The sequence below is a fragment of the Gracilibacillus pellucidus genome (assembly GCF_033949965.1).
Taxonomy (GTDB): Bacteria; Bacillota; Bacilli; order Bacillales; family Amphibacillaceae; genus Gracilibacillus; species Gracilibacillus pellucidus.
Window position 1 is genome coordinate 137,537 of record NZ_JAWZSR010000003.1, and the last position, 16,829, is coordinate 154,365.

General features: G+C 36.3%; 16 protein-coding genes. 11 read left to right on the plus strand and 5 right to left on the minus strand.

Annotated features, from left to right (window positions below):
• Positions 1–47 precede the first annotated feature (47 nt).
• From SH601_RS06315 to SH601_RS06325, 3 genes are read left to right on the plus strand one after another with little or no spacing between them, the layout of a single operon-like run.
• On the plus strand, positions 48–980 hold the full coding sequence (locus SH601_RS06315) for an ABC transporter ATP-binding protein (protein ID WP_319957428.1): 933 nt from the start codon (positions 48–50) through the stop codon (positions 978–980).
• A 13-nt stretch (positions 981–993) separates the two neighbouring features.
• Complete coding sequence (locus tag SH601_RS06320; protein WP_319957429.1) at positions 994–2,259, plus strand: ABC transporter permease; 1,266 nt, start codon at positions 994–996, stop codon at positions 2,257–2,259.
• The gene (locus tag SH601_RS06325; RefSeq protein ID WP_319957430.1) at positions 2,256–3,371 is read left to right on the plus strand and encodes an ABC transporter permease; all 1,116 of its coding nucleotides are present in this window, start codon (positions 2,256–2,258) and stop codon (positions 3,369–3,371) included. Before SH601_RS06320 ends, SH601_RS06325 begins: the two co-directional genes overlap by 4 nt.
• A gap of 133 nt (positions 3,372–3,504) precedes the next feature.
• Here the strand turns inward: SH601_RS06325 and SH601_RS06330 are convergent, their stop codons facing one another.
• Positions 3,505–3,945, minus strand: coding sequence for a YtoQ family protein (locus SH601_RS06330; protein ID WP_319957431.1), 441 nt, complete (start codon positions 3,943–3,945; stop codon positions 3,505–3,507).
• 138 nt (positions 3,946–4,083) lie between these two features.
• Here SH601_RS06330 and SH601_RS06335 point away from each other — a divergent pair, with 138 nt between their 5' ends.
• The 5 genes from SH601_RS06335 to SH601_RS06355 all read left to right on the plus strand — a co-directional run bounded on the left by SH601_RS06335 (position 4,084) and on the right by SH601_RS06355 (position 8,657).
• The gene (locus SH601_RS06335; RefSeq protein WP_319957432.1) at positions 4,084–4,794 is read left to right on the plus strand and encodes a class I SAM-dependent methyltransferase; all 711 of its coding nucleotides are present in this window, start codon (positions 4,084–4,086) and stop codon (positions 4,792–4,794) included.
• Positions 4,795–4,839: 45 nt separating this feature from the next.
• Positions 4,840–5,478, plus strand: a complete 639-nt coding sequence (locus tag SH601_RS06340; RefSeq protein ID WP_319957433.1) for a LysE family transporter — start codon at positions 4,840–4,842, stop codon at positions 5,476–5,478.
• 527 nt (positions 5,479–6,005) lie between these two features.
• Entirely contained in the window at positions 6,006–7,502 is a 1,497-nt protein-coding gene (locus SH601_RS06345; protein WP_319957434.1) for an extracellular solute-binding protein, read from the plus strand.
• A 396-nt stretch (positions 7,503–7,898) separates the two neighbouring features.
• The gene (locus tag SH601_RS06350; protein ID WP_319957700.1) at positions 7,899–7,982 is read left to right on the plus strand and encodes a putative holin-like toxin; all 84 of its coding nucleotides are present in this window, start codon (positions 7,899–7,901) and stop codon (positions 7,980–7,982) included.
• A gap of 282 nt (positions 7,983–8,264) precedes the next feature.
• Positions 8,265–8,657: a hypothetical protein gene (locus SH601_RS06355; RefSeq protein WP_319957435.1), complete on the plus strand. Its 393-nt coding sequence runs from the start codon at positions 8,265–8,267 to the stop codon at positions 8,655–8,657.
• A gap of 388 nt (positions 8,658–9,045) precedes the next feature.
• Here the strand turns inward: SH601_RS06355 and htpX are convergent, their stop codons facing one another.
• A complete protein-coding gene (htpX, locus tag SH601_RS06360; protein WP_319957436.1) occupies positions 9,046–9,951 on the minus strand; it encodes a protease HtpX in 906 nt (301 codons plus the stop codon).
• Positions 9,952–10,340: 389 nt separating this feature from the next.
• On the opposite strand from htpX, the gene SH601_RS06365 reads away from it, so the two are divergent.
• On the plus strand, positions 10,341–11,630 hold the full coding sequence (locus SH601_RS06365) for a purine/pyrimidine permease (RefSeq protein WP_319957437.1): 1,290 nt from the start codon (positions 10,341–10,343) through the stop codon (positions 11,628–11,630).
• A 71-nt stretch (positions 11,631–11,701) separates the two neighbouring features.
• Here SH601_RS06365 and SH601_RS06370 read toward each other — a convergent pair whose 3' ends face one another.
• The 3 genes from SH601_RS06370 to SH601_RS06380 are packed head-to-tail and all read right to left on the minus strand — an operon-like array spanning position 11,702 to position 14,871.
• Complete coding sequence (locus tag SH601_RS06370; protein WP_319957438.1) at positions 11,702–12,637, minus strand: polysaccharide deacetylase family protein; 936 nt, start codon at positions 12,635–12,637, stop codon at positions 11,702–11,704.
• A 12-nt stretch (positions 12,638–12,649) separates the two neighbouring features.
• On the minus strand, positions 12,650–14,014 hold the full coding sequence (locus tag SH601_RS06375; RefSeq protein ID WP_319957439.1) for a glycosyltransferase family 2 protein: 1,365 nt from the start codon (positions 14,012–14,014) through the stop codon (positions 12,650–12,652).
• Positions 14,011–14,871, minus strand: a complete 861-nt coding sequence (locus tag SH601_RS06380) for a glycoside hydrolase family 16 protein (RefSeq protein ID WP_319957440.1) — start codon at positions 14,869–14,871, stop codon at positions 14,011–14,013. Before SH601_RS06380 ends, SH601_RS06375 begins: the two co-directional genes overlap by 4 nt.
• A 472-nt stretch (positions 14,872–15,343) precedes the next feature.
• Here SH601_RS06380 and gloA2 point away from each other — a divergent pair, with 472 nt between their 5' ends.
• A complete protein-coding gene (gloA2, locus tag SH601_RS06385) occupies positions 15,344–15,727 on the plus strand; it encodes an SMU1112c/YaeR family gloxylase I-like metalloprotein (RefSeq protein WP_319957441.1) in 384 nt (127 codons plus the stop codon).
• Between the two features lie 60 nt (positions 15,728–15,787).
• Positions 15,788–16,762, plus strand: a complete 975-nt coding sequence (locus tag SH601_RS06390; protein ID WP_319957442.1) for an NAD(P)H-quinone oxidoreductase — start codon at positions 15,788–15,790, stop codon at positions 16,760–16,762.
• The last annotated feature ends 67 nt before the right edge of the window (positions 16,763–16,829 follow it).

Below are 16,829 nucleotides of genomic sequence, written 5' to 3' on the forward strand. Positions count from 1 at the left end.
TTTCTTTTAAGATAGAGTTAGAACGTCCGATAGGGAGGAATAATCACATGCTTGAAACCGTTAATGTGAGTAAGTCATTTAAAGGAACAAAGGCAGTACAGAACGTGAATTTGTACTTGGATAAAGGAGAATCAGTTGGTTTATTAGGACCAAATGGTGCAGGAAAATCAACGACGATTTCCATGATCGCAACACTTCTGAAACCTACATCCGGTGAAATAAAATGGAATGGTGTTAATATCGTCCATAAACCTGGAGAGATTAGAAAAGAATTAGGGATAGTACCGCAAGAGTTAGCGCTTTATGAACAATTATCAGCTTATGAAAATTTGAAATTTTTCGGTTCCATATATAAGTTGAAAGGTAAAGAGCTAGAAAATCGTATTCAACATGCACTAGAAATTGTTGGATTACGTGATCGCCAAAAAGGGCTAGTGAAAACTTTTTCCGGTGGGATGAAACGTAGAGTGAACATTGCGGCAGCACTACTGCACAAGCCACAAATATTAATTCTCGATGAGCCAACGGTTGGAATTGATCCACAATCAAGAAACCATATATTAGAAATGGTTCGAACATTAAACGAAACAGAAGATACAACGATTTTATATACAAGTCACTACATGGAAGAAGTTGAACAGCTTTGTGATCGTGTTTACATTATGGACCATGGTGAAGTGATTGCGGCAGGTGATCAATCTGATTTACTAAGTATTTTATCGTCAGAAGATACGATTAATGTGGAATTAAGCATGGTAAGTGAGCCATTTGTGGAGCAGGTGAACATGTTAGAAGGAGTCCGCAAAGTGGAAGTAGCGAATACTGGCTTGAAGTTGATCGCCAAAAAAGGAAGTAATTTAATAAGTGAGCTTGTCCATTTAGCAGATGAACATCAGATTCAGCTTGTTCACTATCAAACAGAGTCTCCTAGTTTAGAAGATGTATTTTTACATTTAACAGGCAGAACATTGAGAGATTAGGAGGTGTATAAAGATGGGTAGTTTTATAAAAAAGGATATTCTCCTATTTCTACGTGATCGGAAAGAGGTCGTTATAGCATTATTACTACCGCTTGTGCTTATCTTTATTTTCAATTTTGCATTTGCAGGTTTAATAGATGATGACGAAATAGAACTTGATTTACAACTAGGTTTAGTAAATAAGGACCAGTCAGTAGCTGTGAAAGATGAATTAACCGAAAAATTAATAGAAGATGGGGATTTTCAGCCTGAAGAAGCTACGGTCATTGCTGAACAAGCACTTGATTTCGAGCCGGCAGAAATCATCAAAAACTCATTAGAAAATGAGGGAATGGACCAATGGATGACAGTACATCCATTAAATGAAGAACAAGCTAAAGAACAAGTAACTAGTGAAGAAATCGATGCGATGCTAGTCATTCCAGAACAGTTCACGGTGGAAAGTTTATATGCAGGAATAACGGGGAAGTCACCAGACGTTTCTCTTGAATACAGGTTGACAGAAGAAACAATGAGTAATGGTGCCATCTATACGATCATTACAGGAATCATTGACCATTTGAATTATCAGTTTGTGATAGGGCAAGTAGCTGATGATAATGCGGTGGAACTGATAGAGCCAAAAGGTGGAGTAGAACGATTAGGAGCAGGGGAAGATTTCACGATCGCACAATATTATACGATAGCAATGGGAATATTATTTGCTTTGTTCCTTTCGATGACTGTAGCATCCAAAACAAGTGAAGAAATTAGACTACATGCTTTTGATCGCATTTTAATTACTAACAGTCACCCTATCTTATTTTTAATGGGCAAAATGGTTTCAACATTTCTATTAGCGTGGCTGCAAATGATGCTTGTGTTCGCTTTAGCAAATGTATTATTAGATGTTTTTCCAGATCGCTCTTGGGCATTTTGGTTAGGGATGATGTTGGTTACTGCATTTTTTGCATTAGCAGTAGCAGGTATAGCAGCATTTTTTACCTCAATTTCGCTACGAATAACGAATTTGGAAGCAGCCCATGGTGTACTAAACCTTGTGATAATGGTATTTGCTTTACTTGGTGGGAATTTTGTTCCACGATTTGTTTTTCCGGGCTTTTTACAGAAAATGAGTGACTGGACACCGAACGGAAGGACCCTTTCCATTCTAACCGATTGGCTTCAATATCAACAATGGTCATCATTGATTATACCTTCTATCATACTAACCAGCTTTGGTATCATCATGACATTGATTGGATTAGTTATTTATCCTAAAAGGGGGAGGGAATCATGAAGGTAATCTTATGGGCGCAATTTGCGAAAGATAAACGTAATCCACTCTTAGTCCTTGCACTAATTGTTGGTAGTATCCTTTGTACGCTCTTTTTTACTAGTGGTATTCAAACACCAACAAAGGTAGCTATTTTTAGTGAGGAGCAGAATGCAGAAGAGATTGAGAAGAAGTGGGAAGAAAAATTAAATGAGAATGACTCGATTAATTTTGAGATAACAGATCCAGATGAAGCACGTGAACAGGTTAGTGATGGTACGATTGAACTGGCTATCCAATTAATGGAGATGGATTATCGTTTGTTAGTTAAAGCGGAATTTCCAACGCTTTCCTATATGCAACAATATGTAGACAAAGTGTTTCTTGCAGAAGCACAAATTGAGTCTGTAATTAGTGCTACTGGTGATAATACGATGAGAGAAGAGATTGAGTATCAGTTAGCTAATGGACCTGTTCAAGTGGTTGCTCAAGAATTAGATGGTGATGAGGTATCTAATTATAATATGAGTACACAATTAATGTTTGCTTTTACTCTTCTAGTAGCTATGTTTTTGGCAGGAATAAAAATCAATAATGTAACAAATGATAAAGTTGCTGGAGTATGGAATCGAATGATTTTATCACCGATTAGTAAAACAAGTATGTACCTTGGGTATATCTTGTATAGCTTTTTCGTTACCATGATACAAATTATAGTAGTCTTAGCTTTGTTTAAATATGTAATGAATTATGAATTAGGGGATAATTTGTGGCTGCTTATTCTGATTTCGATGTTTTTTACGTTTAGCATCATTAGTATCGCAATGCTTATTACTGGCTTAGTAAAATCGCCTGAACAGTTCTATGCGATTTATCCATCATTGATTCCGCTCATCCCTTTAATAAGTGGTGCATATATGAATCCAGGGACCATCACGAGTAAAGTGCTACTCTTTATAGCTGACTTATTCCCAATGGTACATGCAATGGATGCAACAATGGCAGTTATCTTTTATGACGCTCATTTCCAAGATATCACATTATCCTTATTATTTATGCTACTAATCGGCATTGTAGCAATGGGGATTGGCATCAATTTAATTGAAAGACGCGGCTTGACTAGCGTGTCTAAGTAACAAAAGGGCTGCCTGGGGGCAGTCCTTTTCTAGTTGCAAGAAGAGAACCTGAAAATACAAAAAGTGCCCCAAAAAGTTGCAAGAGGCACTCCAAAAATTTGGATGTAACCCCACATGAGTAGGGCGTTAAATGTTATTCAAAAATGTAACCAATCACATCAATCGCTTGATCAATTGTTTCTACCGTAACGTTTGCTTTGTTGGAAAGCTCTTTTAATGGATGAATGTGTGATTCAGGTCTGACGATAATGGTTGGAATGTTTAACGTGATCGCAGTGCTCGCGTCCATCGCTGTATTCCATTGTTTATATTTGTCGCCAAAAAGTGCAATGACAATATCCGATTTTTTCATTAATACTTGTGTCCGTAAATTGTTAATGGCAGAAGCGGCATCATCTTTATAAAAGTTGCCAGGCTGCTTGCCTAAAATATCTTCTCCAATGTTATCAGAGCGATCATGATTTGTTTGAGGTCCAACAAATGTAAGAGAAAGCCCTTTTTCCTCCGATTTTGCTTCTACTTCCTTACGCCAATCATCATGAATTTGTCCAGCTAAATAAACCGTTAATTGCATAGTACATCTCCTCTCTAGTTATGATTACTTTCATCATATAAAAAAAGGAAGCGTTTTTCAAAAATAGAGTCTGTTCTGTTAACAATTTACAAGGAATATGCTACCATTTTTAAAAGAAAAAATAAACGAGGTGATGTGATGAAAGAAAAAATAACAGAAACATTTAATCAACTTGCTAAAGTTTATGAACATAATATAGACACAGATAGCTTACATAATAGCGAATATGAAAGGCCAGCAATGCTAGAACTTTTGCCAAATAATTTAGAGAATAAGCGTGTGTTAGATGCTGGATGTGCAGCGGGATGGTATACGGAGCAATTAATCGACAGAGGTGCAAGGGTTGTAGCAATCGATGTTAGTCCTGATATGGTTCATGCTACGAAAAGGCGGGTAGATAAGAAAGCAGAGATACACTGTCATGATTTAACAGAGCCATTACCATTTGAAAATGATAGTTTTGATATGGTCATAAGCTCACTAACCCTTCATTATCTAAAAGATTGGCATCCTACTTTTCAGGAGTTTCAACGGATTTTAAAGCGAGAAGGGACTTTATTGTTTTCTGTTCACCATCCTGCTTCAGATATACATTTACTACAGAATGGAAACTACTTCTCTACTGAGTTGATTATTGATCAATGGCATAAAGATGGGAAACTATACGAGGTTCCCTTTTATCATCGGCCTCTAACAGAAATAATCAATCAAACGTCAACATACTTTGCGATGGAAAAACTAATGGAGCCACAGCCAACAAGGAAATTGCAAGAACAAGCATCTGAAACTTATCAACAGCTGATGAAAAGTCCCGATTTTCTTATTATAAAAGCGACTTCAACTTTATAAATGAAGAACTAGATAAAAATTATAGGTTACAGTGGGGGAAATATAATGATTAGTATAATTGGCTCGTACATTTTATTAGGAATATCACTTTCAGCGCCAATTGGTCCGATTAATATTGCTCAGTTTAATAAAGGAATACATCATGGTTTTTGGCATGCTTGGCTTGTAGGTGTCGGTGGAATGTTGGCTGACATCTTATTTATGTTGATTATCTATTTTGGTTTGGCTGATTTTTTGACAACGCCTATTCCAAAGCTTCTAATGTGGACTGCTGGCTTTTTTATCTTACTTTATTTAGGATATGAGAGTATACGAGATGCTAAAAAAGGGATAAGTATGGCTGAAAATCAGCAATACGAGTCTCCAATAAAGTCATTCTTTACAGGATTTCTAATGGCAGCTACTAATCCGTTAAATATCATCTTTTGGATTGGCATTTATGGATCTGTGTTGGCAGAGGCTGTACATACGATTGGAAAGGAACAAGCACTCTTGTATAGTAGTGCGATATTTATTGGTATTATGCTATGGGATGTCTCAATGGCAGCAATTGCCCATATTAGTCGAAAAAGACTTAATCACAAAGTAATACAATGGATTACCATTGCTGCTGGGATTATATTATGTATTTTCGGCCTGAATTTTGGCTATCAGGCTGTTGTCACGTTAATGGACGTACTCTAAAATAATTGTCCGTAATCCCCTATCTCCACAAAAATGGAGGGAAAGGGGTTACGGAAAGTTGTAGATAAGAACTCCATACTCCTCTAAAATTCACATACTTCTAAACAGTTATCCTCCATGTCATTAAAGGCACACCGTACTCATCTATTTCTTCCGATTTTCATCTTTCCAGCCTAGAAGTCCAGCTAGAATACTTACCCCTTAATCTAATGATGTTTCATCTTACGAGTTGGAATAAAAAAGTATCAATCCTAACCATGTAGATACATATCTTCACTTGATTAGTAATTGTCTTTCGTATTCGACAATTAAGTGAAAAAGCCTGCCGAGATTTGCTTACTAATTTAAAAGCACAATATGCATAATCAAGGAATATATTAGAAAGAAATTAATTACCTTAATAATGAAAGCGTTTTACCAATGTGTGTACTAATAATGTTAAATGATAAAAACAGATTGTAAGGAGGTGGGAGGGGGTAGGGTGAATGGGGAACTGGAAGTAGTAAAACCAAATAGGAGGAAAACAAATGAGGGGTATGAAAGCTTTTCTATTAAGTATTGCAGCATTGCTTATGTTAGTAGCTTGTAGTAATGATGATACTTCTTCTAACAAAGAAGAAACAGGTTCAGAGCCACAGGAAATATCGATGATGTTTAACTTGCATGTACCAGAAGTGCCAGACACAAGACTAGAAGAGCTCTTGGAAGAAGCAACTAATACTAAACTAGATATACGTTGGATTCCTGATAATAATTATGCGGAAAATTTGAATACAGCGATTGCAACAAATAGTTTACCTGACGTATTTTTATTAAAGGATGTAACATTAGAGCAACAAAAAGAGGCAATTAGAGATGATCAGTATTGGGAGATAGGTCCGTATTTAGAGGAGTTTCCAAATTTAAATCAATTAAAACCAGAAATATTGAAAAATATGATGATAGATGGAAAATTATATACGTTATATGCAGGAAGGCCGTTATCACGTCAAGGCTTGATTTACCGTAAAGATTGGGCAGATAATTTAGGGCTAGACACACCAACCAATTTAGAAGAACTATACGAAATGATGAAAGCATTTACTGAAAGTGACCCGAATGGAAATGGAAAGGATGACACGATTGGAATAACAGATCGTGAAATTTTAGGAACGTTTGAAAACTTTGCAACATGGCACGGAGCACCGAATAACTGGGGAGAGAAGGATGGTCAATTACTGCCACAATTTATGTTCCCAGAATACCGAGAAGCAATGGATTATTTTAAAAGGCTATTTGACAATGGTTATATTAACCGTGATGCACCAGTAACGAGTAAAACAGATCAACAGGAAATGCTCAAAAATGGTACAGCGGGTGTTTATATTGGAACAATGAGTGATGTAGAGCCGATGTATCGTGATGCAGTAGAAATCAATCCTGATGTAGAGTTCGATGTACACAATTATATCGAAGGACCAGACGGAGAGTTCCGCACACGAGCAATTCCTGGTTATGGAAGTATGCTTATTTTCCCGAAAGCGTCGATTGAAACAGAGGAAGAATTGAGAGGAATTCTATCATTCTTTGATTTTCTAATGACACCAGAAGGATCTAATCTATTGTATTGGGGAATTGAAGGAGAGCATTATGAAGTAGTGGATGGATTCGCGAAGGTAATTCCCGAAAGTCAAGATAAATATAATTTAGAAATCCTTCCGTATACTCCTTTTGAAATTGGAGAGCCTGAAACAAATGGACGTTATACCGGGTATTATGAGTATGAACCACGGGCAAAAGCGGAAGAACTCTACCTTGATAATAATCAGTATTTGGTAGAGGATTTATCCACTCCACTGGATTCACCGACATGGTCACAAAAATCAGAGACGTTGAATCAAATTATGACGGATGCTACGTATCAATATTTCTTAGGACAAATCGATGAGGCAGGATTTGATCAAGAAATAGAGAAATGGTTAGCAGAAGGTGGGCAGCAAGTGATCGAAGAGTATACAGAACAGTGGAAAGAGATGCAAGAATAACAAAAAGGGAGAGAAGTTTTATGATAAAATCCTCTCTTTTATCAATTTTTTTGTTGTAATTGTTGCTACACTATATAAAAGAGTTTTAGTTTCAGAAATTTAAAGTTATCTTAGATGAATATTTAACGGTTAAACTACCACGACAAATCTTTATGAAGAGTGGATTTGAAGAGGAAGGTATTGGGATAAAAACGAATAATCAGTGGAATCAAAAAAGATGATCCCTATTCAATATAGGAATCATCTTTTATCTGCATAACTTCTTTTTTTGTTGCTATTACTAGTAAAAATAGTGTCGAATTACTCTGGTTGCAACGGGGAAATGTTATAATAGAAGTAAGTGCATAGGGCTTTTATGGGTGGTGGCTCATTCCCTTTCAGAAAGGGGGTGAGTGTATGACAGTATATGAAGCTTTAATGGTCGCAATATCATTCGGAGCGTTAATTGTAGCTATTTTGTCATTTCACCAAAAAAAATAACCCACCCATAGCCTAGCGAGCAAAGGTGTGGTTATTTTTCTACATTCATGCGAGTTGCCCCCTTAAAGGGCTATTGCACTAAACCGTTTGGTGTTCCAGCACCAAGCGGTTTTTTATTATTATATGATTATCTACTTATATTATACCCGATTGAATCCATAAATTAAACCATATTTACTTTTATCATATCGTTAGTATTTAAGTATTCAATATGAAAAAAGTAAAGAATTAGCATATTTCTTAATGTGTTAGGAAAAATGTAAAAAAAGGAGGATGATGATAATGAAGAAGATTTATATAACTTTACTTATAGGAGTAGTACTGTCTTTTGCGAGTATTAATGGAGCGATAGCACAATCTGATAAATATTTTAAGTACCCAGATAATTCCGAAAATGAATTCGAAAATGCAGACAAGTTTTATGAAGAGTTAACTGAGGACCAGTATAAAGAGTTCAAAAATGCGAAAATAAATATTCGTGAAAAAGTAGCTTTTGAAGACGTAAATAAGGTTCTTTCAGAAGTGGATGAATATGGGGAAACACGTTTCATAGGAGAAGGCATTCACCCAAAAAGACAAATGTATGTATTCGTATCCATTTCTGAAAACGACAAAAAATGGATATGTACATTTGATGCAGAAAAGAAAATTAAAATGAATCAAGTTAAAAATTAGTTGTTAGGAACAGGGCTATCTATATATAGATAGCCCTGTGTGTAGTTTATCACGGTGTAAATGTCCGTAATACCCCCACTTCAAGATTCGAGTTAAAACAAAGAAGATAAGTGGGGGATAAACGGACACTAACGCCCTGATAAGTTTCGCTAACAATCAGCAGGAGTCAAAAACTCCCACTGATTGAAGTCTCACTTTATTGAAAATACTTTTAATCAATTATTGATATTAAGTTTACAAATTCAACATTTTGAAGAACTAATTTGCTTTCTTCTGTTGTATAAGGATTACTGACAACACCCAATATAAGGTTTTTATTAATTAAATGTTATTCTAAAGGTAAATCAAATAGCAGGGTCTTTGTTTGTTGCTCCCCTTTTCATTGCGATTATCGTTGTTCTAATTTAGCGATGCGTTCTTCTAACGGTGGGTGGGATGAAAATAATGCAAACATCGCACTTTTATTACTGATTTTCATTGTTTGAATAGCTGAGTCATCGGAACGATCATCAATTGTGGCACGGTCCACATACATTTTTAATGAGCGTAGGGCATGTGCCATTTTGTCGCGTCCTGCCAGATCTGCTCCACCTTTATCAGCGTGGTATTCACGGTGACGAGAGTAGGCGCTCACGACGAGACTTCCAAGGATAGAGAATAAAATTTGGAAGACAATGATTGCGGCAAACTGTACGATCCACTGAATTTCTGAACGGACAAAACGTGAAACGATATGTGCTACAATTCTGGAGAAGAATACCACAAATGTATTGACTACCCCTTGTAGTAACGTCATTGTCACCATATCACCATTCGCAACGTGGGCAATCTCATGTGCGATAACCCCTTCTACTGCATCATCATCCATCGTATCTAAAAGACCTTGAGAAACCGCAACTAATGAGCGCTTTTTCGTTGGACCTGTTGCAAATGCGTTCACTTCTCTTGATTGATAAATTCCAACCTCAGGTGTATGTGCTAAGCCAGCAGCACGAGATAAGCGTTCAACTTTTTCATATACGGCACGTTCTTGTGCACTAGCTGGACCATTTGGATCGATTACTTTTACTTTCATCATCATTTTCGCTACCCAGCGGGACATAGCGAGTGAGATTAGTGCTCCTGAGAAACCGACGATAATACTAAACACCATCAAAGATGTATAATCGATGGTACCATCGAGGTTATAGGTTCCACTGATCCCTGTGTAGCGAGTGATTACAGACCAGACAATAACAATCGTTGTCATTACTAGAATGTTCGTCAAGAAAAACAATAACAAGCGTTTAGCCATTACTTTACCTCCATTTTGTTCATACTTATTTTATAATATAACAAACATTTTTGCCTAAGGGAAACAATTTGATGTATGGTAAGGATGTTAATTATTTGTAAACAAATTGATTAGTGAAAGCTTCCATATAGTATGTATGAGCTCGTCAGTATAAATATGCTAAAATAGTACTTTTGTAGATTTCTCCACTGCATGATATAGTATGAGATGTGATAAAGTGAGACTTCAATCAGTGGGAGTTAAAGCTCCCACTGATTGCTAGCGAAACTTATCAGGGCGTTAGCGTCCATTTATCCCCCACTTATCTTCTTTGTTTTCACTTGCATCTTGAAGTGAGGATTTTATGGACGTTTACTCCGTGATAAAACCAATAGAACAGGAGCATCAACATGAATAAAGGAAAACTCGTACAAACATCGATGGAAACGATTCAATGGTTTATCTTTCTATTGGCTAGCTCTGTTGCGTTACCGATTGTCATTGGTGGAATTTTCGGTATGGATTTTGCTGAGATTGCTGGATTGATGCAACGAACATTCTTTGTTGTTGGACTTGCTTCCTTCCTGCAAAGTATTTTAGGGCATAAAATGCCGATTATGGAAGGTCCAGCAGGAATTTGGATTAGTATTTTCTCGGTAATGGCAGTTACTGGCTTACAAGATGGCTCGTCATTTCATGAAACACTGCAGTTGTTAGAGACAACGATGATCATAACAGGTATCTTTTTATTTATCTTTGGTATTTTCAAAATTTCGCAATTTATTTTACCGATATTTACACCACTTGTTACAGGGACGTTCTTCTTCCTATTAACCGTACAATTAAGTGGAACTTTCTTAGAAGGAATGTTAGGTCTTCAAGGTGATTCAGACACGATTCAAGTGAAAGAAGCGATAATTGCCTCGCTTATCTTTTTAGTAGTATTAGGTTTGTCCTTCTTTGGAAAAGGATGGGTCAAAAATTATTCAATGTTTATCGGGATTGTGATTGGCTGGGTTATTTTTATTATTGTCGAAGGGGAAGCACCAACGATTGGTGATGTCCAGTTCTTCTCTTTACCAGATGTTTTTGCCTTTGGTGTGCCAAGCTTTGATGTTAGTGCTATTCCGATCGCATTTATTATCGCGATTATTTTACTTTCGAATATGGTCGCTTCTATCGTTGCGGTGGATCAAGTAATGGGGAAAAATAATGGTGAGCGTAAAAAAGAAATCAATCGTGGTACAGCCATAACGGGTGTGAACCATAGCTTATCAGGTGTCTTTTCTTCGATTGCGAATGTGCCTTTAACGACATCGGCTGGATTTATTGGCTTAACAGGTCAAACAAGAAAAGCACCATTTATGTATGCTTCCTTATTACTGATGATATTTGCTTTCTTCCCACCGATTGTTTCATTTATTTCTTCGATTCCAGCACCAATTGCCAATGCAGCATTAATGGCTTCGTTTATTCAATTGGTTGGATTAGCGATTCGAAATGTTTCCTTCGATCCGTTAGATAACAGAAGAATGACGATCATTGGTATTGCGTATTTAATAGGAATGGGAACGATGTTTTTACCAGCTGAAGTATTCGCAGATTTACCATCACTTATTCAAAATGTCATGAGTAACGGTCTATTAGTAGGTACGACACTTGTTATTGTATTAGAACAAATATGGCGAGAGAAGAGGTAGTAATGTCTCCTCTCTCGTTTTTTTATCCCGGTGTAAACATCCTTTATACACCCACTCATTGAAGATTCGCTTTACTTCAGTCCGATTTTTACTTTGAATTCTTCTATCGTTTCTCGAGGATAGATTTCTTTTCTTGGAATTTGGTAGATATCTGTACCAGGCTTAACCGTATCTGGTACAACAGTAAAGGCCATATTAAATCCTAGTTCTTTGAAAAGAGCTAAATTTTCCTCATTAAATGCCCCGTATGGGGAAGCAAAAGCTTGATTCTGACCATTTAAGTTTATGATACTAGCTTCTAAATCTTCACGTACTTCTTCAATAGGTTTTCCAGTTAGATATGGTGTATGATCTTCCATTCTTTTATGAAAGTTATAGGTGTGGCTTTCGAATTCAAATACATCACATATATTGTGTAAGTCATCAACACTAAAATATTGATATTCACCTGGTTCATAGGTGGCATCGTATTTATTTACTGCTCCTGTAATAACAAAACTAGTAGCATGAAAATGGTGTTCACGTAGTATTGGTGCAACCTCGATGGCATTATCTTTAAAACCATCATCAAATGTAAGGACAATGCTTCGTTTGGGTATATCTAGTTCATTTTTAATAAATAATGCTAATTCTTCAAGTGTAAGGGTGATATATCCATTATCGTGTAACAGTTGCATTTGTTCTTCGAAATCTTCTTTTAGTACGATAGTAGAAACGATCGATCCATCCTGTTCAAAATGGTTATCCTCTAATTTATCTTCTGGTATCACGCGGTGGTACATTAAAATAGTTATCTCAGTTGCTTTTTCTTTCGGTGTTAGATCAAAGCTGCTAATCTCATTTCGCCACTGTTGGCATGCCTGTAAGTCGAACGTTTTGTTAGTTGGGAAGAACTCATTCTGGTCCAAAGCACGAGCAACATCCTGATAAAATAAGCTAATAATAAGGGAAAAGAGACCAAGGAAAATAGCGGTAAATGTAAGATTAAATAAGAGCCTTCGTTTCAAACAATCTTCCTCCTATACTGCTTTCTTTTCTAACAATAATGCTTGTTCTTTTGTTCCAACTCGTTTAGAAACATACCAGCTATTTTTATTTTTGAAGTAAAGAAGTGTACCTGTAGTGACAAAAAGTAGGCCTAATAAACGATAGCTAATTGCTTCTAATGGAATAAAAAATAATACTCTAGGTAACTGTTTTTTTGAATAAATGATACCGAACCTTCTACTGACGACAAGTGTAACAATTCCTTGGTAAATCGCTAAAAAAGTAGCGACAGAGAAAAGTCCTGCTGCGACAATATAATTATCTTGATTAAAAAGTAGGGTGACAGGAATCAAAATCGTTGGGTATGCGTTAATCGTGCCAAAAAATAAAGAATCAAATAATAGAAAAAAAGAAGGACTAAATCCTAGTTTTCGAAAGAACGATTTTCTAAAATGAAAAATGCAATCGACAAATGCTTTTTGCCAACGAATTCTTTGGTTGTAGAGTTCTCGGAAGTTTTCTGGACATTCGGTATAACAAATTGCTTGTGGGATAAAGGTTAGCCGGTTATTTTTATAATTTTTATTTGTTTTGATTAAGCGGTGAACCTTTAGCGTAATGTCCATATCTTCCCCAACTGTTCGGCGATACCCATCTACATCAAATAATGCTTTTTTTCGGAATGCTCCAAATGCACCGGCGATAACGGTAATAGAATTAAGTTTTGCTTGTGTCAACTTATGTAAATAAAAGGCGGTCATATATTGAAGAACTTGATGACGGATAAGTCCTTTTATACTAAAGATAGGGTTTGGTTTTTGTAAGTCACCTGTATAGCCTTGTTGTATTTGAACAAGTCCACCAGCAGCAACAATCTCTTTATTTTCAAAAGATACATTGATAGCATGTAGTGACATAGAGTCCATAATGCTGTCTGCATCCAATGTGACGACAATCTCTTTTGCTACATATTCTGTTCCGGCATTAAGTGCGTCTGCTTTACCGCCGTTCTTTTTGTCGATGACATAAATGTTAGGATAAAGATTAGATTGATAGATTTCTTTTACTTCTTCATGGGGAATTTTCCCAGTAGGTAGTTTCGTTGACGTAACCTGGAGGTCTAAGTGTGTATGTAAAACGTCTAATGTTTGATCAGTTGAACCATCATTAACAAATAATGCTTCATAATTATGATAGTCTAGCTGTCTGATTCCCTCTAAACAATTAAGAATTACTTTTTCTTCATTGTAGGCAGGGATAATGATGCTAACTCCTTTCTCATTACCGAGCTTCTTGATCTTTTCCTTCTCTTTCACTGCATATAGAGGATATAAAATATAAACAAATTGAAAAAAGATAAAGAATACAAACAATACAAGGGTGATTTTTAATATCATTTTTGCCCGTCTCCTTTTTGTTGGTAAACTCGCATGTAATCAATTTCAAATACTTGTTGGAAACTAGTTGTTTCATCAGGATTTCCTGGCCAGTCACCACCAATTGCTGTATTAACGTAAAGGTACATATCCATATCTGGACTGGAGTGCTTGGTTTGGAATCGTAGTTCTCCGTCGATAAACCATTTCAATGAATCTGGTGCCCACTCTAGTGAGTAGGTGTGGAAGTTTTCTGCATAATTCGGTCCTTGGTAACTAGAAGACCTGCTTACTAATTGTTGATTATTATCTAGCCAGTGCTGGACCATCCAGATTTCATATGGCTTATCCCCCAACATTTCTAAAATATCTATTTCTGGTAGCCAAGTATTATCGATATTAGGCATCATCCAAAAAGCTGGGAATATACCTTGCCCACTCGGTAGCTTTGCACGCATTTCTACTTTTCCATATCGAAAATAAAACTTATCTTTTGTATGAATTGCAGCAGAGGTGTAAGATCTTCCTTTATAGTCTTCTTTGTTACTAATTAGTTGTAATTGATTGGCTGTAATGGATATATTTTTTGGCGTGTAGTATTGCAATTCGTTATTTTTCTCTGATGCCCAGTCTTCGATGTTCCATGTTTTTGTATCCAGTAAGTCCTCATGGAATTCTTCTTGCCAAATCAATGTCCAACCATCCTCACTATATTTATTCTTAATGGCTAACTGTTGAAGAAAGATATCTAGTTGTTCGTGTGTGCGGTTGAATGTACGATGATCATAGCTGGATGGGTTTATTTTAAATGTTTTGGAATGACCATGAAGTAAAAAGATTAACAATAGACAAGGTAGACAAAGAATAAGCTTCTTCAATAATTATCAAACCTTTCTGTTTGTTATAAAGAACGATTAGAGGAGGTTTTTGTTCATTATAAAGAACTAGTTAATAGTATATAGAGAGAAAGATAAAATAGAAACCATCATTTTACGCTTTTTTTACGCGAAAATAACGAATTAGATTGTTTTATATGGTGAATTCACCATTTTTCTTACTGTTTCATTAATTTTTATGTCTATACAGAACAAAAACGGTTGTGTGTAATGGAATAGACTATGATAATAAAAGTAGGATATTCTTTATAAAGAATTTTTTGTGGTAAGCTCTACTAATGATTAACTGTAGTTTAACATTTTTGCTTACTAACGTTTCCTTTTAAGTGTACAATGATCGTATAAAGTGAGAGGTTGTTTACCCCTGACTTAGCTTCCTTGTGATAGTTGAATCTTAAAGTCGGGGTATTACGGACACATGCACCGTGATAAATCCAAATGAGGAGGAAGATACATGTTTAACGGCATTCATCATATAGCAATTATTTGTTCTGATTATCAGAAGTCAAAGGATTTCTATGTGAATAAGTTAGAGCTAGATGTGATAAAAGAAGTATACAGAGAGGAACGTGATTCCTATAAATTAGATTTAGCTTTACATAATCAATATATAATTGAATTATTTTCCTTTCCGACATCACCTAATCGACTGAGCTACCCTGAAGCATGTGGTTTGCGACATCTTGCCTTTTCGGTAGATAATATAGAAGAAACAGTAGAAAGTTTGTTGCAGAAGGGGATAGAGGTGGAAGATGTAAGAGTTGATCCCGTAACAAATAAGCGATTTACTTTCTTTCAGGACCCTGATCAATTACCTATTGAGATATATGAGGTATAATAGAAGGGAAGCCTGCAAAAAAAATTGTAGTCTGACACGTAGATAAGAGGAGGATATCTCATGAAAGGAATTATTGCAAAAGAGCCAGGTGGAGCAGAGCAGTTAATTTATACGGAGATGCCGGAACCAGAATTAACAGACAGTGATATATTAATTGAAGTACATGCCACAGCAGTAAATCGTACAGATATCTTAAACCGTGAAGGAAATATCGGTTATGTGGAAAATCCGATTATTGGTGTGGAGGTTGCAGGTGTTGTACTAGATCCGAATGACCATCCCACTTTTTCAAAAGGTGATCGTGTAATGGGCTTAGTGAATGGTGGAGCATATGCAGAAAAAGCAGTGATGCCAGCAGATAGAGCAATGAAAGTACCTGAATCATTAAGCTTTGAAGAGGCTGCAGCTATTCCAGAGGTATATCTAACGGCTTACCAGACATTGTATTGGCTAGGTAACTTAAAAGAGACGGAAACAGTGCTAATTCACGCTGGAGCTAGTGGTGTTGGTACAGCTGCGATTCAATTAGCTAAAGTACTCTCAAACGCACGCGTTATTACGACTGCTGGTTCTGAGGAAAAATTATCATATTGCCGTGAGTTAGGTGCAGATGTCGTAATTAATTATAAAGAACAAGACTTTGCCGCAGAAGTAGAGCGAGCAACAGATGGTCAAGGTGTTAACCTTATTCTAGACTTTGTTGGAGCAAGCTATTGGGAGAACAATTACAAGAGCATTGCGGTAGATGGTAGATGGGTTGTTATTGGTGTGCTTGGTGGTAGTACGGTTAACCAAGTGAACTTGATGGATTTAATGATGAAACGTGTTCAATTAACAGGAACATTGCTAACACCAAGAAGTAATGAATACAAAGCACAGTTAACAACAGAATTTATTAACCAAACAACGAAATATTTTGAAGAAGGCAAGCTTAAACCAATTGTCGATACAATTTTCGCGATCGAACAAGCGGGTGATGCACATAGACATATGGAAGCGAACAAAAATATCGGGAAAATCATTCTGCGCGTATAATAGAAATGAGGGAACTCCTTTTGAAAAAGGATGTTCCCTTTTTTTCTATAGAGCTGTCTTTGAATTC

Coding starts and splice junctions, on each gene's coding strand:
- SH601_RS06315 (WP_319957428.1), top strand. CDS start 48: ATGCTTGAAACCGTTAATGTGAGTAAGTCATTTAAAGGAACAAAGGCA.
- SH601_RS06320 (WP_319957429.1), top strand. CDS start 994: ATGGGTAGTTTTATAAAAAAGGATATTCTCCTATTTCTACGTGATCGG.
- SH601_RS06325 (WP_319957430.1), top strand. CDS start 2,256: ATGAAGGTAATCTTATGGGCGCAATTTGCGAAAGATAAACGTAATCCA.
- SH601_RS06330 (WP_319957431.1), bottom strand. CDS start 3,945: ATGCAATTAACGGTTTATTTAGCTGGACAAATTCATGATGATTGGCGT.
- SH601_RS06335 (WP_319957432.1), top strand. CDS start 4,084: ATGAAAGAAAAAATAACAGAAACATTTAATCAACTTGCTAAAGTTTAT.
- SH601_RS06340 (WP_319957433.1), top strand. CDS start 4,840: ATGATTAGTATAATTGGCTCGTACATTTTATTAGGAATATCACTTTCA.
- SH601_RS06345 (WP_319957434.1), top strand. CDS start 6,006: ATGAGGGGTATGAAAGCTTTTCTATTAAGTATTGCAGCATTGCTTATG.
- SH601_RS06350 (WP_319957700.1), top strand. CDS start 7,899: ATGACAGTATATGAAGCTTTAATGGTCGCAATATCATTCGGAGCGTTA.
- SH601_RS06355 (WP_319957435.1), top strand. CDS start 8,265: ATGAAGAAGATTTATATAACTTTACTTATAGGAGTAGTACTGTCTTTT.
- htpX (WP_319957436.1), bottom strand. CDS start 9,951: ATGGCTAAACGCTTGTTATTGTTTTTCTTGACGAACATTCTAGTAATG.
- SH601_RS06365 (WP_319957437.1), top strand. CDS start 10,341: ATGAATAAAGGAAAACTCGTACAAACATCGATGGAAACGATTCAATGG.
- SH601_RS06375 (WP_319957439.1), bottom strand. CDS start 14,014: ATGATATTAAAAATCACCCTTGTATTGTTTGTATTCTTTATCTTTTTT.
- gloA2 (WP_319957441.1), top strand. CDS start 15,344: ATGTTTAACGGCATTCATCATATAGCAATTATTTGTTCTGATTATCAG.
- SH601_RS06390 (WP_319957442.1), top strand. CDS start 15,788: ATGAAAGGAATTATTGCAAAAGAGCCAGGTGGAGCAGAGCAGTTAATT.